Annotated in this window: 19 protein-coding genes; 8 read left to right on the top strand and 11 right to left on the bottom strand. The window is 65.7% G+C overall.

Annotated features, from left to right (window positions below; translation table 11 throughout):
- Positions 1-47: 47 nt before the first annotated feature.
- Positions 48-1,439: a hypothetical protein gene (locus LGM89_RS37375; RefSeq protein ID WP_413227464.1), complete on the top strand. Its 1,392-nt coding sequence runs from the start codon at positions 48-50 to the stop codon at positions 1,437-1,439.
- A 478-nt stretch (positions 1,440-1,917) separates the two neighbouring features.
- Here LGM89_RS37375 and LGM89_RS11740 read toward each other — a convergent pair whose 3' ends face one another.
- The 5 genes from LGM89_RS11740 to LGM89_RS11720 all read right to left on the bottom strand — a co-directional run bounded on the left by LGM89_RS11740 (position 1,918) and on the right by LGM89_RS11720 (position 7,162).
- Entirely contained in the window at positions 1,918-2,928 is a 1,011-nt protein-coding gene (locus LGM89_RS11740) for a HoxN/HupN/NixA family nickel/cobalt transporter (protein ID WP_226273092.1), read from the bottom strand.
- Between the two features lie 165 nt (positions 2,929-3,093).
- Complete coding sequence (gene fusA, locus LGM89_RS11735; RefSeq protein WP_089495490.1) at positions 3,094-5,205, bottom strand: elongation factor G; 2,112 nt, start codon at positions 5,203-5,205, stop codon at positions 3,094-3,096.
- A 217-nt stretch (positions 5,206-5,422) separates the two neighbouring features.
- The gene (locus LGM89_RS11730) at positions 5,423-5,923 is read right to left on the bottom strand and encodes a DUF192 domain-containing protein (RefSeq protein WP_089473431.1); all 501 of its coding nucleotides are present in this window, start codon (positions 5,921-5,923) and stop codon (positions 5,423-5,425) included.
- Between the two features lie 163 nt (positions 5,924-6,086).
- Positions 6,087-6,302, bottom strand: a complete 216-nt coding sequence (locus LGM89_RS11725; protein ID WP_011352970.1) for a hypothetical protein — start codon at positions 6,300-6,302, stop codon at positions 6,087-6,089.
- Between the two features lie 281 nt (positions 6,303-6,583).
- The gene (locus tag LGM89_RS11720) at positions 6,584-7,162 is read right to left on the bottom strand and encodes a pseudouridine synthase (protein ID WP_089495489.1); all 579 of its coding nucleotides are present in this window, start codon (positions 7,160-7,162) and stop codon (positions 6,584-6,586) included.
- Positions 7,163-7,439: 277 nt separating this feature from the next.
- Between LGM89_RS11720 and icd the strand changes: the two genes are divergently transcribed.
- Both icd and LGM89_RS11710 read left to right on the top strand, forming a co-directional pair.
- Entirely contained in the window at positions 7,440-8,696 is a 1,257-nt protein-coding gene (icd, locus tag LGM89_RS11715) for an NADP-dependent isocitrate dehydrogenase (RefSeq protein WP_006478026.1), read from the top strand.
- 282 nt (positions 8,697-8,978) lie between these two features.
- Positions 8,979-11,207: an NADP-dependent isocitrate dehydrogenase gene (locus tag LGM89_RS11710; protein ID WP_226273091.1), complete on the top strand. Its 2,229-nt coding sequence runs from the start codon at positions 8,979-8,981 to the stop codon at positions 11,205-11,207.
- A gap of 123 nt (positions 11,208-11,330) precedes the next feature.
- Here LGM89_RS11710 and LGM89_RS11705 read toward each other — a convergent pair whose 3' ends face one another.
- Positions 11,331-11,555: a hypothetical protein gene (locus LGM89_RS11705; protein WP_006490888.1), complete on the bottom strand. Its 225-nt coding sequence runs from the start codon at positions 11,553-11,555 to the stop codon at positions 11,331-11,333.
- 670 nt (positions 11,556-12,225) lie between these two features.
- Between LGM89_RS11705 and LGM89_RS11700 the strand changes: the two genes are divergently transcribed.
- On the top strand, positions 12,226-13,824 hold the full coding sequence (locus LGM89_RS11700) for a multicopper oxidase family protein (RefSeq protein ID WP_226273090.1): 1,599 nt from the start codon (positions 12,226-12,228) through the stop codon (positions 13,822-13,824).
- A gap of 184 nt (positions 13,825-14,008) precedes the next feature.
- On the opposite strand, the gene LGM89_RS11695 is transcribed toward LGM89_RS11700, so the two are convergent.
- Positions 14,009-14,212: a cold-shock protein gene (locus LGM89_RS11695; RefSeq protein WP_006478030.1), complete on the bottom strand. Its 204-nt coding sequence runs from the start codon at positions 14,210-14,212 to the stop codon at positions 14,009-14,011.
- 546 nt (positions 14,213-14,758) lie between these two features.
- Between LGM89_RS11695 and clpS the strand changes: the two genes are divergently transcribed.
- The 4 genes from clpS (at position 14,759) to LGM89_RS11675 (ending at position 19,757) form a co-directional block, all read left to right on the top strand.
- Positions 14,759-15,073 (top strand): ATP-dependent Clp protease adapter ClpS, encoded by a 315-nt coding sequence (gene clpS / locus LGM89_RS11690; RefSeq protein WP_006398529.1) that lies wholly within the window; start codon positions 14,759-14,761, stop codon positions 15,071-15,073.
- A complete protein-coding gene (gene clpA / locus LGM89_RS11685) occupies positions 15,070-17,370 on the top strand; it encodes an ATP-dependent Clp protease ATP-binding subunit ClpA (RefSeq protein WP_089495486.1) in 2,301 nt (766 codons plus the stop codon). The genes clpS and clpA overlap by 4 nt, the downstream gene beginning before the upstream one ends.
- Positions 17,371-17,473: 103 nt before the next feature.
- Complete coding sequence (locus LGM89_RS11680) at positions 17,474-18,850, top strand: amino acid permease (protein ID WP_226273089.1); 1,377 nt, start codon at positions 17,474-17,476, stop codon at positions 18,848-18,850.
- Between the two features lie 136 nt (positions 18,851-18,986).
- Positions 18,987-19,757, top strand: coding sequence for a hypothetical protein (locus LGM89_RS11675; protein ID WP_089495484.1), 771 nt, complete (start codon positions 18,987-18,989; stop codon positions 19,755-19,757).
- A gap of 51 nt (positions 19,758-19,808) precedes the next feature.
- Here LGM89_RS11675 and dut read toward each other — a convergent pair whose 3' ends face one another.
- The 4 genes from dut to ileS form a co-directional block, all read right to left on the bottom strand.
- Positions 19,809-20,255 carry a dUTP diphosphatase gene (gene dut / locus LGM89_RS11670; protein WP_021160741.1) on the bottom strand — a complete coding sequence of 149 codons (447 nt, stop codon included), beginning with the start codon at positions 20,253-20,255 and terminating at the stop codon, positions 19,809-19,811.
- A 55-nt stretch (positions 20,256-20,310) separates the two neighbouring features.
- Positions 20,311-21,522 carry a bifunctional phosphopantothenoylcysteine decarboxylase/phosphopantothenate--cysteine ligase CoaBC gene (gene coaBC / locus LGM89_RS11665; RefSeq protein WP_089495483.1) on the bottom strand — a complete coding sequence of 404 codons (1,212 nt, stop codon included), beginning with the start codon at positions 21,520-21,522 and terminating at the stop codon, positions 20,311-20,313.
- Positions 21,523-21,589: 67 nt separating this feature from the next.
- Positions 21,590-22,090 carry a signal peptidase II gene (gene lspA, locus LGM89_RS11660; protein ID WP_069248662.1) on the bottom strand — a complete coding sequence of 167 codons (501 nt, stop codon included), beginning with the start codon at positions 22,088-22,090 and terminating at the stop codon, positions 21,590-21,592.
- Positions 22,091-22,092: 2 nt separating this feature from the next.
- Positions 22,093-24,930, bottom strand: a complete 2,838-nt coding sequence (gene ileS, locus LGM89_RS11655; RefSeq protein ID WP_089495482.1) for an isoleucine--tRNA ligase — start codon at positions 24,928-24,930, stop codon at positions 22,093-22,095.
- Positions 24,931-25,022 lie beyond the last annotated feature (92 nt).

The following is a 25,022-nucleotide window of genomic DNA, read 5'->3' as shown; positions in this document are numbered from 1 at the left end:
GGCAACGTGTCCGGTCAGTGGTTGCCGCCGGACGAGCCGCCGTTGCCGTGACCGCCGCCATTGCCGTTGCCGGTGCCGTGGCCATTGCCGACACCGTTGGGCCCGCCATTGCCGGCGCCACCACTGCCGTTGCCATTGCCGTTGCCGCCGCCATTGCCGTGGCCACCGTTGCCTTCACCGTTGCCCGAGCCGCCGTTGCCGTTGCCACCGCCATTGCCATTGCCATTGCCGTGACCACCGTTGCCGTGGCCGCCACCGTCGCCACGGCCGCCGCCATTGCCATGGCCACCGCCGTCGCCGTTGCCACCGCCGTTGCCACCGCCGTTGCCGTGACCGCCGCCGTCGCCATGGCCACCGCCATTGCCATGGCCACCGCCGTCGCCGTTGCCGTTGCCGTTGCCACCGCCGTTGCCGTGACCGCCGCCGTCGCCATGGCCACCGCCGTCGCCATGGCCACCGCCGTTGCCGTGACCGCCGCCGTCGCCATGGCCACCGCCGTTGCCGTGACCGCCGCCGTCGCCGTGGCCACCGCCGTCGCCATGGCCACCGCCGTCGCCGTGGCCACCGCCGTCGCCGTGGCCACCGCCGTTGCCGTGGCCACCGCCGTCGCCGTGGCCACCGCCGTCGCCATGGCCACCACCGTCGCCATGGCCACCACCATTGCCATGGCCGCCACCGTCGCCGTGGCCACCGCCGTCGCCGTGGCCACCGCCGTCGCCGTGGCCACCGCCGTCGCCGTGGCCGCCACCATCGCCATGGCCGCCACCGTCGCCGTGGCCACCGCCATCGCCGTGACCACCGCCATCGCCATGGCCGCCACCGTCGCCGTGGCCACCGCCATCGCCGTGACCACCGCCGTCACCATCGCCACCGCCTCCGTGTCCGCCATGGCCTCCGCCACCGGAAGTACCGCCACCGGAAGTACCGCCACCGGAAGTACCACCGCCGGAAGTACCGCCACCGGAAGTACCGCCACCGGAAGTACCGCCACCGGAAGTGCCACCACCGGAAGTGCCACCACCGGAAGTGCCACCACCGGAAGTGCCGCCACCGGAAGTGCCGCCACCGGAAGTGCCGCCACCGGAAGTACCGCCACCGGAAGTACCGCCACCGGAAGTGCCGCCACCGGAAGTACCACCACCGGAAGTGCCGCCACCACCGGAACTACCGTTACCACCGTTGCCGGACGAGTTGCCTCCGCGACCCGTGCCGCTCGTCCCGCCGCTCGTCCCGCCGGACGTTCCGCCTGTCGTTCCACCGACACCGGCAGGTCCGACGGCACCGTTGCCGTTATTTCCCCCGCTACCGTTGCCGCTGCCACTACCGTTGGCCGGCCCAGGGCTGCCGCTACCACTGCCGCTCGGGCCGGCCCCGTTCCCGCCGATACCATGACCGGCATAGACCTGCACCGCACACCCAGCCGGATTGGCTGCGCATGACGTAGCGTCCGCGACCAGCGTCATGATGGTGTCCGAGCCGGCGTTCGCGCCGGGCGCGGAATCAGGCGTGGTGGTTTGTGCGACGGCATACGAGCAGCAGCACGCAAACGCGGCCGCGGCCAGCAAGGTTGCACGAGGGCGCCGTCCCGCCGGGCGGGACGGTTGTTTCGTCTTATGCATCATGGCCTCCCCATGCGCGCGACGCCTCGTTGCCGCGCGGCTAGCTACGTGTAGTGCAGGGAGCCATAAAAGATTCGTTATCCTATCGGTGGCCGATTGCCTTAGGGCCGGCGCTTGACGCCAGCCGCGAACGCGAATCGGCACGCGGGCCCGCCGTGCGAATCCCTATGTGCGAGATTCGTGCCATCGGCCGCTTGTGCCCGTCGCGCAAGGCGCGTGCGGACACGCGACGCACGCACGCGGCATCGTCGGGGGGATTTTGTTTCCGGAATGAAACGTCCGACCGTTCGCGCGTCGCTCAGCGCGCAGGCGCATCGGCCGCACGCTGCCAGCGGTGGAACAGGATCGACGCGATCCAGCACACGAGGAACAGCGCGACGATGCCGTAGCCGATCGAGCCGAAGCGTTCGCCGAGCGCATCGAGCGTGTCGCGCACGGGGCCCGTCAGCGCCAGCTTGTCGGCCAGCAGGCCGGCTGCCTCGATCCCGCCGATCGCCAGTGCGACGGCCGCCGACACGAACGTGATGCTCGCGTTGTAGAGCAGCTTGCGCTGCGGATCGTCCATCGCCCAGCCGTACGCATGAATCATCAGCACGTTGTCGGTCGAGTCGATCAGCGTCATGCCGGCGGTGAACAGCGCGGGAAACAGCATGACCGTATAGACCGGCAGCCCCTGGCTCGCCTGCGCGGCGGCGATCGCGAGCAGGCCGATTTCGGTTGCAGTATCGAAACCGAGCCCGAACAGCACGCCGACCGGATACATGTGCCAGCTCTTCGACACGAACCGGAACAGCGGACGCAGCAGACGGGACACGAGCCCGGCAGGGCGATGCACATGCGCGGCGCCGTGCGCATGCCCGTGCGTGCCGCGATAGCGTCGCCACACGTCGCGCAGGATCACCAGGTTCACGCACGCGAGCACGAGCAGGAAGGTGGCCGACACCGCCGTGCCGATCGTGCCGCCGATCTCGCGGAATGCATCGAACCGGTCGCGCAGCGCGAACGCCGTCAGCGCGATGCCGAGCGTCGCGACGATCACGATCGTCGAATGGCCGAGCGAGAAGAACAGCCCGACGCTCACCGGACGCTGGCCTTCCTGCATCAGCTTGCGCGTCGCAACGTCGATCGCGGCGATGTGATCGGCGTCGACCGCATGACGCAGCCCGAGTCCGTATGCGATCGCCGCGGTGCCGAGCAGCAGCGGATGATCGCGCAACACGGCGAGCGCCCACAGCCACACGGCGACGTTCGCGGCGATCAGGCCGGCATAGAGGATCAGCAGGCGGCGCAGGGCAGGGGTGGGCGGCATCGGGATGGTTCCATCTGATGAATCGCGATGCATTGTGGCACGCGAAAAAAAACCGGGTCGTGCCGATCAAAAAGGGCGGCGTGCATGGTGCGCGCGAATGAAAAAAGGCCCGTCCGGAACCGGACGGGCCTTGCCTGCAAGCAGCCGCGCGCGAGCGCGCCGCGCTTACTTCACTTTCGCGTTGATCACGCCTTCCGATACGTTGGCCGGCGTTTCCGCGTACTGCTTGAACTCCATCGTGTAGGTCGCGCGGCCCTGCGTGGCCGAACGCAGCGACGTCGAGTAGCCGAACATTTCCGCGAGCGGCACTTCGGCGCGCACGAGCTTGCCGCCGCCACCCGCGATGTCTTCCATCCCCTGCACGATGCCGCGACGGCTCGACAGGTCGCCCATTACGTTGCCCATGAATTCCTCGGGCGTCTCGACCTCGACGGCCATCATCGGCTCGAGCAGCACGGGCTTCGCGCGGCGCATCGCTTCCTTGAATGCCATCGAGCCGGCCATCCGGAACGCGTTTTCGTTCGAGTCGACGTCGTGGTACGAGCCGAACGTCAGGTGCACCTTCACGTCGACGACCGGGTAGCCCGCGAGCACGCCGCTCTTCAGCGTCTCGGTGATGCCCTTGTCGACGGCCGGGATGAATTCGCGCGGAATCACGCCGCCCTTGATCTCGTCGAGGAACTCGTAGCCCTTGCCGGGGTTCGGCTCGAGCGTGATCACCGCGTGGCCGTACTGGCCGCGACCACCCGACTGCTTGACGAACTTGCCCTCGACGTCGGACGCCGTCGTGCGCACCGTCTCGCGATACGCGACCTGCGGCTTGCCGACCGTCGCCTCGACGCCGAATTCGCGCTTCATCCGGTCGACCAGGATTTCGAGGTGAAGCTCGCCCATCCCCGAAATGATCGTCTGGCCGGATTCTTCGTCGGTCTGCACGCGGAACGACGGATCTTCCTGCGCGAGGCGGTTCAGCGCCAGGCCCATCTTTTCCTGGTCGGCCTTCGTCTTCGGCTCGACGGCCTGCGAGATCACCGGTTCCGGGAATTCCATCTTCTCGAGGATGATCGGCTTCGCCGGATCGCACAGCGTGTCGCCGGTGGTCGCTTCCTTCAGGCCGACGGCCGCCGCGATGTCGCCCGCGCGCACTTCCTTGATTTCCTTGCGCTCGTTCGCGTGCATTTGCAGGATCCGGCCGAGCCGTTCCTTCTTGTCCTTGGTCGCGTTGAGCACCGTGTCGCCCGATTCGACGACGCCCGAATACACGCGGAAGAAGATCAGCTGGCCGACGAACGGGTCGGTCATGATCTTGAACGCGAGCGACGAGAACGGCTCGTCATCGCTCGGATGGCGTTCCGCCGGCTTTTCCGGATCGGCGAAGTCGTGGCCGAGGATGGCCGGCACGTCGACCGGCGACGGCAGGTAGTCGATCACCGCGTCGAGCATCGCCTGCACACCCTTGTTCTTGAACGCGCTGCCGCACAGCATCGGCACGATCTCGTTCGCGATCGTGCGCTTGCGCAGCGCCGCCTTGATCTCGTCCTCGGTCAGCGATTCATGGTCGTGCAGATACTTCTCGAGCAGTTCCTCGCTCGCTTCCGCCGCGGCCTCGACCATCTTTTCGCGCCATTCGTGCGCGAGCTCGACGAGGTTTGCCGGGATGTCCTCGTACGAGAACTTCACGCCCTGGCTCTCGTCATCCCACACGATCGCCTTCATCTTCACGAGATCGACGACGCCCTGGAAATGATCTTCCGCGCCGATCGGAATCTGGATCGGCACGGCGACGCCTTTCAGGCGCTCGCCGATCTGCTTCTGCACGCGGAAGAAATCGGCGCCGATGCGGTCCATCTTGTTGACGAACGCGATGCGCGGCACCTTGTACTTGTTGGCCTGGCGCCAGACGGTCTCGGACTGCGGCTGCACGCCGCCGACCGAGTCGTAGACCATGCACGCGCCGTCGAGCACGCGCATCGAGCGCTCGACTTCAATGGTGAAGTCGACGTGCCCGGGCGTGTCGATGATGTTGATCCGGTGCTCGGGATAGTTGCCGGCCATGCCCTTCCAGAACGCCGTGGTCGCGGCCGACGTGATCGTGATGCCGCGTTCCTGCTCCTGCTCCATCCAGTCCATCGTGGCCGCGCCGTCGTGCACTTCACCGATCTTGTGGCTCACGCCGGTGTAAAACAGGATGCGCTCGGTCGTCGTGGTTTTGCCGGCATCGATGTGAGCGCTGATCCCGATATTGCGATAGCGCTCGATGGGGGTTTTGCGGGGCACGTGAACCTCCTTAGGTTCGGATGTAAGCGGGCCGACGGTGGCGGCCCGGACTGGACAAGCGAGACTTAAAGCATAGCGCTTGCGCGTGGCTTTTGCAGATGCGGCCGGCGGCGGCGGAATCAAGCCGGGCGCCCCCGCCGGCGGGCGAAAAAAAAGCCGGCGCGCAACGGGCGGCCGGCTTCGGTCGGTGCGCGGCACGGTGCCGCGGCAATGGCCGTTACTGGGCCTTCGGCAGGCCTTCGAGCTTCATGCCGGGCTTGATGCCCTTCGCCGCGAACCAGCCCTTGCTCATTTCGAGCGCATAGACGCCGTTGTTGCGCGGGCAGTGGTTGTCGGTCGTCTCGGCCTTCATCTCGTCGATGTCGGTGATCGTGCCGTCCGCGCGGATGAACGCGATCGACAGCGGAATCAGCGTGTTCTTCATCCAGAAGCAATGCACCGCGTTCTCGTTGAACACGAACAGCATGCCTTCGTTCGGCGCGAGCTGCGAACGGTACATCAGCCCCTGTTCGCGGTCGGGGTCGTTCGCGGCGACGGCCGCGTCGATCACGTACATGCCGGCGCGCAGCTTCACGCGCGGGAATTCGCTCGGCTGCTTGGCGCCGGGCGGCACTTGCGCGCCGGCGGCCTGCATGCCGAACGCCATGACGGCGAGCGCGGCGGGAAACACGGCGGCGCGCGCAAGGCGGCCGAGCGACGAACGCAGGGAGAATTGCACAGCAAGGCTCCTATCTGGAAAACGAGACCCGCATGGTACGCGATGCGTGTCGTCGGGCACAAAAAGAAAAAGGCAGATCGCCTTGCGGTGATCTGCCTTTCAACGCCGTAAGAACGGCAAGACTGCGTGTTCTTGACTGCGTTATTTATTACAGCAGGCTTACTTAGTTCGAAGCAGCTGCCGGTGCTGCTGCGTCGCTCGCTGCAGCCTTCTTCGATGCCTTGTGGTGCTTCTTGGCTGCGTGGTGCTTCTTGGCAGCGTGCTTAGCCGGTGCCGAAGCAGCTTCAGCAGCAGCCGGAGCAGCTTCCGGAGCCGATGCTTGTGCGAAAGCAGCCGTTGCGAAGAGACCAGCGACCAGAGCAGCGATCAGTTTGTTCATGTTGTGTTCCTCAGCTTTAGTTAATTAACCAAATGACCCGGCAATAGGAGTCATGTCGTCTAACGGTGCCATCCACCTTTCGGTTGACAGACGCTTCGAGAAATTTCTCATTGCGCTGCGGGCGCCGAATCGTATTCGATAAAAACGTCGCTTTCGTGACGCAAACACGGGTTCGGCTGCCAATGCCGGATAGCTAAGGTTGGCATCTGCGTGATTTAACGCGCGATCTTCGCAGCCGGTTGACGAAAAAGATGACGAAAAATTCGCCCATCCCGAATTCGTCATCCGGCGGGCGCGAAACCCTCCCACGGCGCGCGTGGCGACAGCGCGATTGTTTCTCCCGGTGCAATGCCGAGCGCGAATATATCCAGTGCGCCGATGCCGACACGCACCAGGCGCAACGTCGGGAAGCCGACGGCCGCCGTCATCCGGCGCACCTGCCGGTTCTTGCCCTCGGTGATCGCGAGCTCGATCCACGTCGTCGGGATCGCGGCGCGGTAGCGGATCGGAGGATTGCGCGGCCACAGCGTGTCGGGCGGTTCGATGAACTCGGCGCGGCACGGACGCGTCACGTAGTCGCCGAGGTCGACGCCGCGCGCGAGCGCCTTCAGGTCGGCGGGGCCGGGCGCGCCCTCGACCTGCGCCCAGTAGCGCTTGACGAGCTTGTGGCGCGGCTCGGCGATGCGCGCCTGCAGCGCGCCGTCGTCGGTGAGCAGCAGCAGCCCCTCGCTGTCCGCGTCCAGCCGGCCGGCCGCGTAGACGCCGGGCGTTTTGACCCAGTCGCCGAGCGACGGGCGCGTCTCGTGCGCGGAAAACTGGCAAATCGTGCCGAACGGCTTGTTGAGGGCGATCAGGTTCATGGCGGGGCGTCCGCCCGGCGGGCCGCGGGAAGCGGGGGCGGGCGGTCTATGGCAAATGGCGGAATCTTAATGCATAATACGGAACGGCAAGTCCTCTGTCTTATATAAGACATAAGTGGGGTCTTGATACGCAGTGCCGCGCTTCATGCCGAAGTGCCCGGTTGGGGCGCTAGAATAGCGGCTCGCTGTTGCCGTCACGGGGTGGCCATGCCGCGCCCCCGCCGCGCGCGCAGCTTCGACCAGCATCACCTGCTCAGCCACGTCACTGGAGTCGATCATGCCGTATCAGCACATCAAGGTTCCGGAAGGCGGTGACAAGATCACCGTCAACAAGGACTTCTCGCTCAACGTTTCCGATCAGCCGATCATTCCCTATATCGAAGGCGACGGTACGGGCTTCGATATCACGCCGGTCATGATCAAGGTCGTCGACGCGGCGGTCGCGCATGCGTACAAGGGCAAGCGCAAGATCCACTGGATGGAGATTTTCGCGGGCGAGAAGGCGACGAAGGTGTACGGTCCGGACGTGTGGCTCCCGGACGAAACGCTGCAGGTGCTGAAGGAATACGTGGTGTCGATCAAGGGGCCGCTCACGACCCCGGTCGGCGGCGGCATCCGTTCGTTGAACGTCGCGCTGCGCCAGGAACTCGACCTGTACGTGTGCCTGCGCCCGGTGCAGTACTTCAAGGGCGTGCCGTCGCCGGTGCGCGAGCCGCAAAAGATCGACATGGTGATCTTCCGCGAGAACTCGGAAGACATCTACGCAGGCATCGAATGGGCCGCGGGCTCCGAGCAGGCGAAGAAGGTGATCAAGTTCCTGCAGGACGAGATGGGCGTGAAGAAGATCCGCTTCCCGGAAACCTCGGGGATCGGCGTCAAGCCCGTGTCGACCGAAGGCACCGAGCGTCTCGTGCGCAAGGCGATCCAGTATGCGATCGACAACGATCGCAAGTCGGTCACGCTGGTGCACAAGGGCAACATCATGAAGTTCACGGAAGGCCTGTTCCGTGACGCCGGCTACGCGCTCGCGCAGAAGGAATTCGGCGGCGAGCTGATCGACGGCGGCCCGTGGATGCGCGTGAAGAACCCGAAGACGGGCAACGAGATCGTGATCAAGGATTCGATCGCCGATGCGTTCCTGCAGCAGATCCTGCTGCGCCCGGCCGAATACGACGTGATCGCCACGCTGAACCTGAACGGCGACTACATCTCCGACGCGCTGGCCGCGCAGGTCGGCGGCATCGGGATCGCGCCGGGCGCGAACCTGTCGGATTCGGTCGCGATGTTCGAAGCGACGCACGGCACCGCGCCGAAGTACGCAGGCAAGGATTACGTGAACCCCGGTTCCGAGATCCTGTCCGCGGAAATGATGCTGCGCCATCTCGGCTGGACGGAAGCAGCCGACACGATCATCGCCGCGATGGAGAAGTCGATCCTGCAGAAGCGCGTCACGTACGACTTCGCGCGCCTGATGGAAGGTGCGACGCAGGTGTCGTGCTCGGGCTTCGGTGAAGTGCTGATCGAGAACATGTAAGACCCCTTCCGGGGTGGGCCGGCAGGTTGCCGGCCGCCCCGGCGCCTACTGCCGGCGCCGGAGCGTTTCGTGGATGGCAGGTTTGTTGGCAGGGCGGTCCGGCATGCGGGCCGCGGCGCCGCGATGCGGCCCGGAGCCCCTGCAAGGTAGAACATGACGGCCCTCGCAACACCACCGCCCGGCTGAGCCGGCGCGCCCCTTTCGCGACCGACCCGGTCGCTCCCCGCCGGTTACCCGCCGGCGCTCCCTGTTCAACAATCACGTAGCAATGCTTTGACCACCATGTCCACTTCGCCCAAGATCATCTACACCCTCACCGACGAAGCGCCCGCGCTCGCGACCTATTCGCTGCTGCCGATCGTCAAGGCCTTCACGCGCTCGTCCGGCGTCGCCGTCGAAACGCGCGACATCTCGCTCGCCGGCCGCATCATCGCCGCATTCGCGGACGTCCTGCCGCCCGAGCAGAAGGGTTCCGACGATCTGGCCGAACTGGGCCAGCTCACGCTGAAGCCGGAAGCGAACATCATCAAGCTGCCGAACATCAGCGCATCGGTGCCGCAGCTGAAGGCCGCGATCGCCGAACTGCACGCGCAGGGCTACAAGCTGCCGGCCTACCCGGAAGATCCGTCGACGGACGAAGAAAAGTCGGTCAAGGCGCGCTACGACAAGATCAAGGGCAGCGCGGTGAACCCGGTGCTGCGCGAAGGCAACTCCGACCGCCGCGCGCCGCTGTCGGTCAAGAACTACGCACGCAAGCATCCGCACAAGATGGGCGCGTGGAAGGCCACGTCGAAGGCACACGTCGCGCACATGAGCGAAGGCGACTTCTACGGCAGCGAGAAGTCGGCGCTGATCGCCGATGCCGGTAGCGTGAAGATCGAACTCACGACGACCGACGGCGCGAAGAAGGTGCTGAAGGAAAAGACGGCCGTGAAGGCCGGTGAAGTGATCGACGCATCGGTGATGAGCCGCAACGCGCTGCGCAGCTTCATCGAAGCGCAGATTGCCGATGCGAAGGCGCAGGACGTGCTGTTCTCGGTGCACCTGAAAGCGACCATGATGAAGGTCTCGGACCCGATCCTGTTCGGTCACTTCGTGTCGGTGTTCTACCGCGACGCGCTCGCGAAGCACGCAGACGTGCTGGCGCAGGTCGGCTTCAACCCGAACAACGGCATCGGCGACCTGTACGCGCGCCTGAAGGACCTGCCGGCCGACACGCGCGAAGCGATCGAAGCCGACGTCAAGGCCGAATACGCAGTGCGTCCGCGCCTGGCGATGGTCAACTCGGACAAGGGCATCACGAACCTGCACGTGCCGAGCGACGTGATCGTCGACGCATCGATGCCGGCGATGATCCGCGATTCGGGCGGCATGTGGGGCCCAGACGGCCAGCTGTACGACGCGAAGGCCGTGATTCCGGACCGCTGCTACGCCGGTGTCTACCAGGCCGTGATCGAGGACTGCAAGCAGCATGGCGCGTTCGATCCGGTCACGATGGGCAGCGTGCCGAACGTCGGCCTGATGGCGCAGGCGGCTGAAGAATACGGTTCGCACGACAAGACGTTCCAGATCCCGGCGGACGGCGTCGTGCGCGTCACCGACGAAGCGGGCAACGTGCTGCTCGAGCATGCGGTGGAAGCGGGCGACATCTGGCGCATGTGCCAGACGAAGGACGCACCGGTGCAGGACTGGGTCAAGCTCGCTGTCAACCGCGCGCGCGCGACCGGCGCACCGGCCGTGTTCTGGCTCGATCCGGCGCGTGCACACGACGCGCAGATCATCGCGAAGGTCGAGCGTTACCTGAAGGATCACGACACGAACGGCCTCGATATCCGCGTGATGACGCCGGTCGAAGCCACGCGTTTCTCGCTCGAGCGCATCCGGGCGGGCAAGGACACGATCTCGGTCACCGGCAACGTGCTGCGCGACTACCTGACCGACCTGTTCCCGATCATGGAACTCGGCACCAGCGCGAAGATGCTGTCGATCGTGCCGTTGATGGCCGGCGGCGGGATGTTCGAAACGGGTGCGGGCGGCTCCGCGCCGAAGCACGTGCAGCAGTTCGTCGAGGAAGGCTTCCTGCGCTGGGATTCGCTCGGTGAATTCCTCGCGCTGGCCGCGTCGCTCGAACACCTCGGCAACGCGTACCAGAACCCGAAGGCGCTCGTGCTCGCGAAGACGCTCGACCAGGCGACCGGCAAGTTCCTGGACGAGAACAAGTCGCCGGCGCGCAAGGTCGGCGGCCTCGACAACCGTGGCAGCCATTTCTACCTGTGCCTGTACTGGGCGCAGGCGCTGGCCGAGCAGACCGAGGACGCGGCGCTGAAGGCACAGTTCGAAGGCGTGGCGAAGGCGCTGTCCGACAGCGAAGCGCGCATCCTGGAAGAACTGGCAGCCGCGCAGGGCAAGGCGCAGGCCATCGGCGGCTACTACCGTCCGAACGTCGACCTGACGAGCCAGGCCATGCGCCCGAGCGCGACGCTGAACGGCATCGTCGACGCGGTCGCCTGACGCAGGCCGCGCGATCGCGCGGGCCGATGCGCATGCCGGCGCGGCGGGCATCGCTGCCTGCCACCGGCTACAAAAGAAAAACGCCCCGGACGCCCGGGGCGTTTTTCGTTGCTGGCGTGTCATTCAGACGTGAACGATTTCCCATTCGGCGATTTCGTGCGGCACTTCGAGCGTTGCCGTGTCCAGTTCGGACAGTTGCTCGCAGTCGCCGCGGGAGATGTGGTCGGCTGCCACTTCGGGGCACGAGAATGCGCCGAGCAGGGCGTTGCCGAACGTCGCTTCCCAGCCGCCGTTACCCGGCAGGATGTAGAACGACCCGAGCGCTGAACCAAAGCGAAATCCCTTCATTTCCGTTCTCCCTTTCTGATCACAAGCGATTCTGGTGTGCCGCCCGCCGACTTGGCCGGCTGTGGCCCGACTGGCTGCTTGCGCCCGGTTCTGTATCGAACGTCGTGGCGAAGCGTCAGTGCATGGAACAAAGTCTACGTCCGCGGCCCGCTCGGATGGTGCATGTAGAACGCCTTCACTAAACAAAATTTCCCTTTTAAAAACAAATAATTATTTTCATCATTTTGTATTGCGGAACGTTTTTCGGCATCGCGAAACGGGGATTTTGTGCCCTGCACCACGAATTTTTATAACGCAGAGACTTGTTCCGCATCGTGAAATATTGACGGGTTTGCGGATCGGTGAAGTGGCCCGCGTCGTGGTGGGGCCGAACGGCAGGCGCGAGGCGACTGCCTGGGAACTGCCAGGGGCAGGGTTGAAGGGCGCTTCGGCCGTGAGCGAAGCGCCGTGCATCGCCGATCGACGATGCGGGCCGATGCGTGCCATTCGGGTGCGGCGTGGTCGAACCCTGCGGCGTATCGCCGCCCGGCCGGCCGCGGCGCGTCTCGATTTGGCCCTGCGGTTATGATGACGCGGGCATCAGGATTTGCGTCGCGCACCGGCGCTTCGGCCGGCCGGCGCGGGCGTCGCGGCGGCCGCGCGACCCAGCATGGATAACGAGGAACGATTGATGATACGGAGAACCTTCCTGTCGCGCGCCATCGGTGTCGCGGCTGCGTCGCTGTTCGCGCGCGCCGCGTGGGCGCAGCATGCAGGTCACGCCGGCATGGCCGGCATGGACTCGATGGACGACATGCCCGGCATGTCAGGGATGGCGGGTCACGGGCAGCACGGCAAGTCCGCACCGGCCGCGCTCGCGGCCGCCGACGCGTTGCCGGCCGGCGCGCCGCTCGCGGCGCTGCGCACGCTCGCGAACGAAAGCCGCGAGCCCGGCATGTTTCGGGCCACGCTGGTGGCGCAGCCCGTGGCGCGCCCGATGCTGCACGGTGCACGGCCGACCACGTTCTGGCAGTTCGGTGCGGGCACGCAGGGCCCCGTCGTCGGTCCGCTGATCGACGTGCGCGAGGGCGACACGGTCGAGATCAAGTTCGTGAACAAGCTGCCGCAGCCGTCGACCATCCACTGGCACGGCCTGCCGGTGCCGCCCGACCAGGACGGCAATCCTTCCGATCCGGTCGCGCCCGGCGCGTCGCGCGTGTACCGCTTCACGTTGCCGAAGGGGAGTGCCGGCACCTACTGGTACCACCCGCATCCGCACATGATGACGGCCGAACAGGTCTTCCGCGGGCTCGCCGGTCCGTTCGTCGTGCGCGCCGTGGACGATCCGCTGGCGGGCTGGCCCGAGCGCAACCTGTTCGTGTCGGACCTGAAGCTTGCGCGCGACGGCACGGTTGCACCGAACGACATGATGGACTGGATGAACGGTCGCGAGGGCCAGTTCGTGCTGGTCAACGGCGCCCGCCGGCCGCGGATCGATGTCGCGGGCGACGAGCGCTGGCGCGTGTGGAACGCGTGCAGCGCGCGCTATTTGCGCGTCGCGTTCGACGACGGCCGCGCGTTCGAGCATGCGGGCACCGACGGCGGCCTGTTCGACGCGCCGCGCCGCGTCACGTCGCTGTTGATCGCGCCGGGCGAACGGGCGGAACTGCTGGTCCGCGCCGGCGACCGGGCGTCGCGCGCCGTGCTGCAGGCGGCCGAATACGACCGCCGCAAGATGTCGATGTCGCACGATGACGGACACGGCAGCCTGCCGCCCGATCCGGCGCTGGCACTGGCCGACGTCGCATTCGCGCCGGCCGCCGCACGTGCGCTGCCGGCGACCCTGCGTACGGTGCCGTCGCTGGGCGAACCGGTCGCGCACAAGACGGTCGCGTTCGGCGAGGAGATGGACATGGACGCGATGATGAAGGGGGCCGCGCACGGCCGTCCGGCGGGCATGCGCTTCACGATCAACGGCGACACCTACGCGCCGCATCGCGCGACGCTGACGAGCCGCCGTGGCGACGTCGAGCGCTGGACGATCCGCAACGGCACCGACATGGATCACCCGTTCCACCTGCATGGCACGCAGTTCCAGGTGATCGAGCGCGAGTCGGGCGGTGCGCGCACGAGCGAACCGTTCCGTGCATGGCGCGATACGGTGAACGTGCGCAGCGGCGAAACCGTGACGATTCTCGTCACGCAAGACATGCCTGGAGAGCGCATGTTTCATTGCCACATTCTCGAACACGAGGATCTCGGCATGATGGGCACGCTGAAGGTCGTGTAACGAGGTGATGATTATGTTTCACGCGCGGGATGAGTATCCGATCTGCGCGCGTGACAAGACAATGTGTGTTCAATTATCGGGATTGAACGAAAAGGTCGGCCAATCGATTATCGATTGGCCGGCCTCAAATAAAGAAACCCGGCGCAAACCATGCGCCGGGTTTCTTCGTCTGATATCCGGTGCCTTATGCGGCCTGGATGTTCGACGCTTGCTTGCCCTTCGGTCCTTGAACGACGTCAAAGCTCACCTTCTGGCCTTCCTTCAGCGTCTTGAAGCCATTCATGGTGATAGCCGAGAAGTGCGCAAACAGATCCTCACCGCCCTCGTCGGGAGTGATGAAACCGAAGCCCTTCGCGTCGTTGAACCACTTAACGATACCAGTTGCCATTTCCTACTTCCCCTGTCACACAGTCGCTGCTACTTACCACGAGCACGCTCGAAAAGCTAAACGACCGGAAAACACAGCCGTTCCCCCCTCACAAGCTCACCTTCGGCCTCTTTCATTTTGCCAACCGGCAAATTGAAAAAAGTGCCAGCTTGATTGTTGGCGCTCTTTATTGGAGTGTCAAGTGGAATTTTTAGACGTTTAGAGGGACGTTGTAAAGAACCCATTTTCAGGGTTTTTCCGGCTTTGCTTGGCAGCACGCGGCCAAGCGCGCGGTCTTGAAAAGCCGCATAATCGGCTCATATACCAGGCTCGAGTGACACGCGTTCGAGTCGTCCCGGCTTGTGGGATACTGGATGCGGACACGACGTTCCGGTGCGGTTCCCCCTGACGGTTCGTGTTCCGCGCCACGCGTGAAAGCCGGCACCGCAGCCGGCTTTCGTATGGCACGAAGAAGATCGCGTGTTCCGGGATTCCGGGGAGGGCGCCGGCCGGTCGGTCGGGTAATGGCAGGATTGCGGGCCTGTCCGAGTTGTTTAGAATGGGTGTATGGCGATTATCCCGGACAAGCAGGACAGCACCGTCCTGGAACGCAAGCAGCAGAAGCTCAAGCCGCCTTCGATGTACAAGGTGGTGCTGCTGAACGACGACTTCACGCCGATGGAATTCGTCGTGATGGTGGTCCAGGAGTATTTCAAGAAGGATCGCGAGACGGCCACTCAGATCATGCTGAAGGTCCATCGTGAAGGGCGAGGGGTTTGTGGGGTCTATACGCGGGACATCGCGTCGACCAAGGTTGAGCAAGTCGTTACCCATGCGCGGCAGGCCGGGCATCCGCTGCAGTGCGTGATGGAGGAAGCATGATTGCCCAGGAATTGGAAGTCAGCCTGCACATGGCGTTCATGGAAGCACGCCAGGCGCGCCATGAGTTCATCACGGTCGAGCATTTGCTGCTGGCCCTGCTGGATAATCCGACGGCGGCCGAGGTGTTGCGCGCGTGCGCGGCAAACATCGAGGACTTGCGTCAGAACCTGCGCAATTTCATCCACGACAACACACCTACCGTCCCGGGTACCGACGATGTCGATACCCAGCCGACGCTCGGTTTCCAGCGCGTGATCCAGCGCGCGATCATGCACGTCCAGTCGACGTCGAACGGCAAGAAGGAAGTAACCGGCGCGAACGTGCTGGTCGCGATCTTCGGCGAGAAGGATTCGCATGCCGTGTACTACCTGCAGCAGCAGGGTGTCACGCGCCTCGACGTCGTGAACTTCATTTCGCATGGCATCGCAAAGACGAACAGCGGCGAAGCCGCGAAGTCGTCCGACGCGAATGCGGAAAGCGAAGACGCGAATGCGCAGAAGGAAACGCCGCTCGCGCAATTCACGCAGAACCTGAACCAGATGGCGAAGGACGGCCGCATCGATCCGCTGATCGGTCGCGAGCCCGAGGTCGAGCGCGTGGTCCAGGTGCTGTGCCGCCGCCGCAAGAACAATCCGCTGCTCGTCGGCGAGGCCGGCGTCGGCAAGACCGCGATCGCGGAAGGGCTCGCCTATCGCATCACGCGCGGCGAAGTGCCGGACATCCTCGCGAACGCGCAGGTCTACTCGCTCGACATGGGCGCGTTGCTCGCGGGCACCAAGTACCGCGGCGACTTCGAGCAACGGCTGAAGACGGTGCTGAAGGAACTGAAGGAGCGTCCGCACGCGATCCTCTTCATCGACGAGATCCACACGCTGATCGGCGCGGGCGCCGCGTCGGGCGGCACGCTCGATGCGTCGAACCTGCTGAAGCCGGCGCTGTCGTCGGGCGTGCTCAAGTGCATCGGCGCGACCACGTTTACCGAATATCGCGGCATCTTCGAGAAGGACGCGGCGCTGTCGCGGCGCTTCCAGAAGGTCGACGTGACGGAGCCGAGCGTCGAGCAGACGGTCGCGATCCTGCGCGGGCTGAAGTCGCGCTTCGAGGAGCATCACGGCGTCAAGTATTCGTCGGGTGCGCTGTCGGCCGCGGCCGAACTGTCGGCGCGCTTCATCACCGACCGTCATCTGCCGGACAAGGCGATCGACGTGATCGACGAAGCGGGCGCGGCCCAGCGCATCCTGCCGAAGTCGAAGCAGAAGAAGACGATCGGCAAGAGCGAGATCGAGGAAATCATCTCGAAGATCGCGCGCGTGCCGCCGCAGAGCGTGTCGCAGGACGATCGCAGCAAGCTGCAGACGCTCGACCGCGACCTGAAGAGCGTCGTGTTCGGCCAGGATCCGGCGATCGACGCACTGGCTGCCTCGATCAAGATGGCGCGCGCGGGTCTCGGCAAGATGGACAAGCCGATCGGCGCGTTCCTGTTCTCCGGCCCGACGGGCGTCGGCAAGACCGAAGTGGCGCGCCAGCTCGCGTTCACGCTCGGCATCGAGCTGATCCGCTTCGACATGTCGGAATACATGGAGCGTCACGCGGTGAGCCGCCTGATCGGCGCGCCGCCGGGCTATGTCGGGTTCGACCAGGGCGGCCTGCTGACCGAAGCCGTCACGAAGAAGCCGCACTGCGTGCTGCTGCTCGACGAAATCGAGAAGGCGCATCCGGACATCTTCAACGTGCTGCTGCAGGTGATGGACCACGGCACGCTGACGGACAACAACGGCCGCAAGGCGGATTTCCGCAACGTCATCATCATCATGACGACGAACGCGGGCGCCGAGTCGATGCAGAAGGCGACCATCGGGTTCACGACGCGCCGTGAAACGGGCGACGAGATGACCGACATCAAGCGCCTGTTCACGCCGGAGTTCCGCAACCGCCTGGATTCGATCATCAGCTTCCGCTCGCTCGATGAGGAAATCATCATGCGCGTGGTCGACAAGTTCCTGATCCAGCTCGAGGAACAGCTGCACGAGAAGAAGGTCGACGCGCTCTTCACCGACGCGTTGCGCAAGCATCTCGCGAAGCACGGCTTCGATCCGCTGATGGGCGCGCGACCGATGCAGCGGCTGATCCAGGACACGATCCGCCGTGCGCTGGCCGACGAACTGCTGTTCGGCAAGCTGCTGAACGGCGGTCACGTGACGGTCGACGTCGACGAAGGCGACAAGGTGCAGTTGTCGTTCGACAAGCTCGGGAACCCGCCGCACAAGCCTAACGAAGAGGCGGTCGAAGTCGAGTAGGCGATAATCGGGTAGTTCATGCGAACGGCGCGGGATGTTTTCCGCGCCGTTTCGTTTTATCTGGCGCCGGCGGCGCGGTGGTGGTCAGGGGAGTGGCAACGCAGTGACACAACAACGGACGTTCGACGACATCGTCGCGCGCGAACAGGGTTTGCGCCATGCGCTGACGTCTGGGCAGATGGCGATGATCGCGATCGGCGGCGCGATCGGCACGGGGCTGTTTCTCGGCAGCGGGTTCGCGATCGGGCTCGCCGGCCCGAGCGTGCTGGTCTCGTATGCGATCGGCGCACTGATCGCGCTGCTGCTGATGGGCGCGCTCGCGGAAATGACGGTCGCCCATCCGACGGCCGGCTCGTTCGGCGCGTATGCCGAGCACTATGTCGGCCCGCTGGCGGGTTTCCTGGTGCGCTATGCGTACTGGTTCGCGGTCGTGTTCGCGATCGGCACCGAGATCAGCGCGATCGCCGTGTTCATGAAGTACTGGTTCCCGGCGGTGCCCGGCTGGTACTGGGTGATCGGCTTCTCCGCGCTGCTGATCGCCGTGAACCTCGCGAGCGTCACGCTGTACGGCACGGTCGAATACGCGTTCTCGCTGCTGAAGATCGCGGCGATCGTCGTGTTCATCGTGCTCGGCGCCTATCTCGTGTGGTCGGCGCCGGCCGCATCGGGCGTCGGTTTCGCGAACTACACCGCGCACGGCGGCTTCATGCCGAAGGGGCCGTGGGGCACCTGGGTCGCGGTGATCGTCGCGATCTTCAGCTACATGAGCATCGAAGCGGTCGCGATCGCGGCCGGCGAGGCGCGTGATCCGCAGCACGCGGTCACGCGCGCGTTCCGCTCGACCGTGTTCCGGCTCGTGCTGTTCTACCTGCTGACGCTGTCGCTGATGCTCGCGATCGTGCCGTGGACGCAGGCCGGCACCGACGAAAGCCCGTTCGTGAAGGTGATGGCCGCGACTCATGTGCCGTATGCGGCAGGCGTGATCAACTTCGTGCTGTTGATCGCGGCGCTGTCGGCGATGAACAGCCAGCTTTACGTGACGACGCGGATGATGTTCAGCCTGTCGCGCGCGCGGCTCGCGCCCGCGGTGTTCGGCCGGCTCGGCACGAACGGCGTGCCGCGCGCGGCGCTGTGGATCTCGACGAGCGGCGTCGCGGTGGCGGCCGTGCTGGTCGCGCTGGCTCCCGACACCGCGTTCACCGTGATGATGGCGATCGCGATGTTCGGCGCCCTGTTCACGTGGCTGATGATCTTCGTCACGCACCTGCGCTTCCGTTCGCAGTATCGCGGCCCCGCGCTCGCGTTCCGGATGTGGGGGCACCCGTTCGGCAGCCTGCTCGGCGCGGGGCTCGTCGCGGCGATCCTGTTCACGACCGCGTTCACGCGCGAATTCCGGATGACGATGGTGGTCGGCGTCGTGTTCGTCGTGCTGCTCACGCTTGCGTACGCGCTCCATTACCGCCACCAGCACGCGCGTTGAGGGGCGCGGCGCGGCCCGCACGCGCCGATTTCCCGTTCGCTAAGGTTGCGTTAAGCCCGCGGCGATTAAATTCGATCCTGTCTGCAAGGCCGGCCGGCATGCGCCGGCTTGCCGCTTTCCTGCAAAAGGGGTTCGAATGAACAAACTTCCCGAAATTACGCTCGCGTTCTGGATCATGAAGATCTGCGCGACGACGCTCGGCGAAACTGGCGGCGACCTGCTGTCGATGACGCTGAACGTCGGCTACGCGGTGAGCTCCATCCTGCTGTTCGGCTTCTTTCTCGTGACGCTGGGCGCGCAGCTCAGGACGACACGCTATCGCCCGGCGATCTACTGGGCCGTGATCGTCGCGACGAGCACGGCCGGCACGACGATGTCCGACTTCATGGACCGCACGCTCGGCCTCGGCTATGCGGCCGGCTCGTCGATTCTCGTCGCGATCCTGCTGGCGATCTTCGCCGTGTGGCGCCTCAGCGGCGAATCGCTGTCGGTCGACCTGATCCGCACGCGCAAGGTCGAACTGCTGTACTGGATCGCGATCCTGTTCTCGAACACGCTCGGCACTGCGCTCGGTGACTTTCTCGCGGACAGCTCTGGGCTCGGCTTCGGTGGCGGCGCGCTGCTGATCGGCGGGCTGCTCGCGGTGATCGTGCTGGCGCACTATTTCACGCGGATCTCCGGCGTGCTGCTGTTCTGGGCCGCGTTCGTGCTCACGCGCCCGTTCGGCGCGACGGTCGGCGACCTGTTGACGAAGCCGGTGGCGAAGGGCGGCCTCGCGCTCGGCACGATCGGCTCGTCGGCCGTGCTGCTCGGCGTGCTGGTCGCGATGGTGATCTACGCGATCGTGGCTCATTCGCGGCAGCGCGACCTGACGCCCGCGCGGATCGCACAACCCGTCGAGGAATGACGGCGAAGGATTGAAAAAAAGGGGCCGCGGCCCCTTTTTTCGTTGCGTCGTTCAGTGACGGCCGGTGCTGCCGAAGCCGCCCTCGCCACGATCGCTTTCGGCGAAGTCGTCGACGATGTTGAACTGCGCCTGCACGACCGGCACGATCACGAGCTGGGCGAGCCGCTCGAACGGATTCAGCACGAACTCGGTCTGGCCGCGGTTCCACGTCGAGACCATCAGCTGGCCCTGGTAGTCGGAATCGATCAGGCCGACGAGGTTGCCGAGCACGATGCCGTGCTTGTGGCCGAGGCCCGAGCGCGGCAGGATCAGCGCCGCGTAGCCGGGATCGGCGAGATGGATCGCGAGGCCGGTCGGCACGAGCGTCGTCTCGCCCGGCTGCAGCGTGACCGGTGCATCGAGGCACGCACGCAGGTCGAGGCCCGCGCTGCCGGTGGTTGCGTAGGCGGGCAGGTAGTCGCGCATGCGCGCGTCGAGGATCTTCAGGTCGAGTTTCATGCGGTCGTCGGATGAGTCGGGAAGGGCGCGGCGGCAACGGCCGCCGCGCGGGAGATCAGATCAGGCGGTTGTCGGGCAGGCGCTTCGCGATTTCCGCGACGAGCGTGTGCGCGAGTTCGTCCTTCGGTGCGCGCGGCAGGCGCGTGAGGCCGGCGGCCTCGAACAGCACGACTTCGTTGTCGTCGCGACCGAACGTCAGCGGGCCGAGGTTGCCGACCAGCAGCGGCACGTTCTTGCGCTTGCGCTTCTCGTCGCCGTGCACGTCGAGGTCGCCGCTTTCGGCCGCGAAGCCGACGCAGAACGGCGGATCGGGCAGCGCCGCGACCGATGCGAGGATGTCGGGGTTCTCGACGAACGCGAGCTCGGGCATCTTGCGGTCGGCCGTCTTCTTCATCTTGTGCTCGGCCGGCTGGGCGACGCGCCAGTCGGCGACGGCAGCCACCGCGATGAAGATGTCGGCATCGGCGACCGCATGCATGACCGCGTCGTACATCTGCTGCGCAGTCTGCACGTCCTGGCGGTAGACGCCCCACGGCGTGTCGAGCGCCACCGGCCCCGCGACGAGATGCACGTCGGCGCCGGCCTGCTGCGCGGCGCGCGCGAGCGCGAAGCCCATCTTGCCGCTCGAGCGGTTCGTGAGGCCGCGCACCGGGTCGAGCGGTTCGAACGTCGGGCCGGCCGTGATCAGCACGCGCCGGTGCGCGAGCACCTTCGGCGCGAAGTGCGCGACGATCGCTTCGTAGATCGCCTCGGGCTCGAGCATGCGGCCGTCGCCGACTTCGCCGCACGCCTGCGCGCCCGAATCCGGGCCGAGTACCGACACGCCGTCCGCGCGCAGTTGCGCTGCGTTGCGCTGCGTGGCCGGGTTCTGCCACATCTGGCGGTTCATCGCGGGAACGACGAGCAGCGGGCAGTCGCGCGCGACGCACAGCGTCGACAGCAGATCGTCCGCGAACCCGTGCGCGAGCTTCGCGAGGAAATCCGTCGACGCGGGCGCGATCACGATCGCATCGGCTTCGCGCGACAGGTCGATGTGCGCCATGTTGTTGCCGACGCGCGCGTCCCACTGGCTCGTGTAGACGGGCCGGCCCGACAGCGCCTGCATCGTGACGGGCGTGATGAACTGGGTGGCGGCTTCGGTCATCGCGACCTGCACGGTCGCGCCGGCCTTCACGAGCAGCCGCGTGAGCTCGGCGATCTTGTAGCAGGCGATGCCGCCGGTCAGGCCGAGAACGAGGTGTTTTCCTGCGAGTTCTGCGTGTGCCAACTCAGGCCTCCAAGGGTCAAACGGAACGGCCGGCGCGAAGCCGGCCGTCGACGCCGAGTATGCGCGCTTAGCGCGAGCCGCGCACGCGACGCAGTTCGTCGTAGATCAGCAGCACCGCGCCGACCGTGATCGCGGAATCGGCGAGGTTGAACGCCGGGAAGTGCCAGGCGCCGAGATGGAAATCGAGGAAGTCGATCACATGGCCGTAGACGAGCCGGTCGATCACGTTGCCGAGTGCACCGCCGAGGATCATCGCGAGCGACAGGCTGAACAACCGCTGCTGGCCGTGACGCTTCAGCAGGAAGCAGATCACGAGCGTCGCGGCGATGCCGAGCGCGGTGAACGCCCAGCGCTGCCAGCCGCCCGCGGTCGACAGGAAGCCGAACGCGGCGCCGCGGTTGTACACCAGCACGAGGTTGAAGAACGACGTCAGCTCGTGCTGCGCGCCGTACGCGAACGTCTTCAGGATCGCGATCTTCGACAGCTGGTCGAACAGGATCACGATCAGCGAAATGCCGAGCCAGGGCGCAAGCGCGCCGCTGGCCGGTTTCGACAGGGTCTTCGCCATGGTTAAGCAGCGCTCCGGATTTCGCCGTTTTCGAACAGGTTGGAGAAGCAGCGGCCGCACAGCGTCGGATGATCGGCATGCGCGCCGACATCTTCACGGTAGTGCCAGCAGCGCTCGCATTTCTGGTACGTCGACGCAGCCACGTCGACGCTTTCCTGTGCTTCGTCATCGACCCTGACGACCGTCGCGGCCGACGTGATCAGCACGAACTTCAGATCGTCGCCGAGGCTCGTGAGCGCGTCGTAGCGTGCGCCGCTCGCGTGCACCGCGACTTCGGCCTGCAGCGACGAACCGATGCGGTTCGCGGTGCGTGCTTCCTCGAGCGCCTTCGTCACGTTGCCGCGCACCTCGCGCAGCAGCGCCCACTTCTCGATCAGCGCGGCCGAGCCGTCGACTTCCGGATACGCGTAGTAGGTTTCCGTGAAGATCGTGTCGCTGGCCGGCTGGAACACCTTCCACGCTTCTTCCGCCGTGAACGACAGGAACGGTGCGAGCACGCGCAGCAGGCCGTGCGTCAGGTGGTACAGCGCCGTCTGCGCGGAACGGCGTGCGCGCGAATCGGCCGCGCTCGTGTACAGGCGGTCCTTCAGCACGTCGAGGTAGAAGCCGCCGAGATCTTCCGAGCAGTACGTCTGCAGCTTCGCGACGACCGGGTGGAATTCGTACTTCTCGTAGTGGCCGAGCAGCTCAGTCTGAAGCTGCTGCGAGAACGCGACCGCATAGCGATCGATCTCGAGCCATTCGTCGACCGGCACGGCATGCTGCGCGAAGTCGAAGTCCGACAGGTTCGCGAGCAGGAAGCGCAGCGTGTTGCGGATGCGGCGGTAGCCTTCGGTCACGCGCTTCAGGATCTCCTCGGAGATCGCGAGCTCGCCCGAGTAGTCGGTCGACGCGATCCACAGGCGGATGATTTCCGCGCCGAGACGGTTCGCGACTTCATGCGGGTCGATGCCGTTGCCGAGCGACTTGCTCATTTTGCGGCCTTCGCCGTCGACCGTGAAGCCGTGCGTCAGCAGGCCCTTGTACGGCGCGCGGCCGTCGATCATCGACGCCGTGAGCAGCGACGAGTGGAACCAGCCGCGGTGCTGGTCCGAGCCCTCGAGGTAGAGGTCGGCCGGGAACTGCAACTGATCCTTGTGCGAGCCGCGCAGCACGTGCCAGTGCGTCGTGCCCGAATCGAACCACACGTCGAGCGTGTCGCGGTTCTTTTCGTACAGGTTCGCGTCGTCGCCGATCAGCTCGCGCGGGTCGAGCGTCTGCCACGCCTCGATGCCCGACTGCTCGACGCGCTTCGCGACTTCCTCGAGCAGCTCGAGCGTGCGCGGATGCAGCTCGCCGGTTTCCTTGTGCACGAAGAACGCCATCGGCACGCCCCACTGGCGCTGGCGCGACAGCGTCCAGTCGGGACGGTTCGCGATCATGCTGAACAGGCGCTGCTTGCCCCACGACGGGTAGAACGCGGTCGCGTCGATGCCTTCCAGCGCGGTTTCGCGCAGCGTCTTGCCGCCGTCGCGCGGCGTCACGTCCATGCCGGCGAACCACTGCGACGTCGCGCGGTAGATGATCGCCGTCTTGTGGCGCCAGCAGTGCATGTAGCTGTGCTTGTAGTGCTCGCTGCGCAGCAGCGAGCCAGCCGCGTTCAGCGCGTCGACGACCTTCGGGTTCGCGTCCCAGATCGACAGGCCGCCGAACAGCGGCAGCGATTCGATGTAGCGGCCGTCGCCCATCACCGGGTTGATGATGTCCGAGTCGGTCATCCCGTGTGCCTTGCAGGACACGAAGTCCTCGATACCGTATGCGGGCGACGAGTGCACGACGCCGGTACCCGTGTCGGTCGTCACGTAATCGCCGAGGTACACGGGTGCGGTGCGCTTGTAGCCGGGGTGAGCCGACGCGAGCGGGTGGTGGAAGCGCAGGCCCGCGAGCTTCACGCCCGGCGCGGTCGCCACGACGCGGCCCGTCAGCTTGAAGTCGGTCATGCAGGCTTCGACGCGTTCTTCCGCGATGATCAGCAGCCCGCGCTCGGTGTCGACCAGCGCGTAGACGATTTCCGGATGGAGGTTCAGCGCCTGGTTCGCGGGGATCGTCCACGGCGTGGTGGTCCAGATCACGATGCCGCCTTCGGCGCGCGGCAGCGCCGGCAGGCCGAACGCCTGCGCGGTCTTTTCCGGTTCCGCGAACGCGAACATCACGTCGATCGTCGGATCGGTGCGGTCCTTGTACTCGACTTCCGCTTCCGCGAGCGCCGAGCCGCAGTCGAAGCACCAGTTCACCGGCTTCAGCCCGCGATACACGTAGCCCTTCTCGATGATCTTGCCGAGCGCGCGGAGCTCTTCCGCCTCGTTCACGAAGTTCATCGTCTTGTACGGGTTGGCCCAGTCGCCGAGCACGCCCAGGCGCTTGAAGCCGACCTTCTGCTTCTCGATCTGCTCGGTCGCGTACGTGCGCGCCTTGCTCATCACTTCGGCCGCCGGCAGCGACTTGCCGAACTGCTTCTCGATCTGGATTTCGATCGGCATCCCGTGGCAATCCCAGCCCGGCACGTACGGCGCGTCGAAGCCGGCCATGTTGCGCGACTTGACGACGATGTCCTTCAGGATCTTGTTGACGGCGTGGCCGAGGTGGATGTCGCCGTTCGCATACGGCGGGCCGTCGTGCAGGATGAACTTCGGCCGGCCGGCGCTGGCCGCGCGGATCTTCTCGTAGATGCCGCGCTCTTCCCATTCCTTGACCCACTGCGGCTCGCGCTTGGGCAGGTCGCCGCGCATCGGGAACGGCGTGTCGAGCAGGTTGACCGGATACTTGGCCTGCGGTTTCGAATCGGCTTTCTTGTTGCTCATGATGGAATCGCTATCTCAATCTCGGGGGACGCGCGAGCGTCGTGAATCGGGTATGCGCGCGACTGGGCGGCGCGAGGGTGCGGCGCGGGGCG

Source organism: Burkholderia sp. AU31624, assembly GCF_020420065.1.
In the GTDB taxonomy this organism is placed as follows: Bacteria; Pseudomonadota; Gammaproteobacteria; order Burkholderiales; family Burkholderiaceae; genus Burkholderia.
This window is presented reverse-complemented; position numbering and strand designations above follow the sequence as displayed.